Annotated in this window: 1 protein-coding gene; it reads left to right on the top strand. The window is 66.8% G+C overall.

Annotated features, from left to right (window positions below; genetic code table 11):
* Positions 1 to 668 (top strand): IS110 family transposase (locus tag AB7849_RS19510; protein ID WP_369501570.1); only part of this gene is annotated, 668 nt, incomplete at both ends.

The raw sequence follows: 668 nt of genomic DNA, 5'->3' as shown, positions 1-668 counted from the left end.
CGCAAGACCAAGAATGACCGTGCCGATGCTGAAGCCATTGCCACGGCGGCGCGGCAAGGCAACATGCGCTTCGTGCCGGCCAAGTCGATCGATCAACAAGTGCGGCTGTCCTGGCACCGGGTGCGCGAGGGCTACAAGACCGAGTCGCTGGCCGTCAGCAACCGGATACGCGGCCTGCTCGCCGAGTTCGGTGTGGTCGTGGCGAAGAGCGATCTGGTCTTGCGTCGACTGCTGGGTGACCTTGATGTGCAGGTTGGCGTGCCGGCCGAGCTCAAGGAACTGCTGCGTGATCTGACCGCCCACTGGGCATCGTTGCGCACGGCCCTCGACGCGTGCGACGCACGCATCGAGGCCCATGCGCGTCAGGACGAGCGGTGTCTACGTCTGCGCGCGATCATCGGCGTGGGCCCGATCACCGCCGACGCGGTGGTGGCCACGGTCGGCCACGCCCGCGAGTTCAAGCAAGGGCGGCAGATGGCCGCTTGGTTGGGGCTGGTGCCGGCGCAGCACTCCAGCGGTGGGCGTGCGCGCTTGGGCGAAATCAGCTGTCGCGGTGATGCCTATCTGCGCACGCTGCTGGTCCAGGGCGCGCGCAGCAGCCTGCAGCGTGCCAAAGCCGTCGCGACCGAAAAAGCAACCCCTGAACAAGTGTGGATACGCACACTGGA

This window comes from Rhodanobacter sp. FW021-MT20, assembly GCF_041107475.1.
GTDB classification, from domain to species: Bacteria; Pseudomonadota; Gammaproteobacteria; order Xanthomonadales; family Rhodanobacteraceae; genus Rhodanobacter_A; species Rhodanobacter_A glycinis.
Note: the sequence above shows the minus strand (reverse complement) of the source record. Positions and strands in the feature narration are given on the sequence as shown.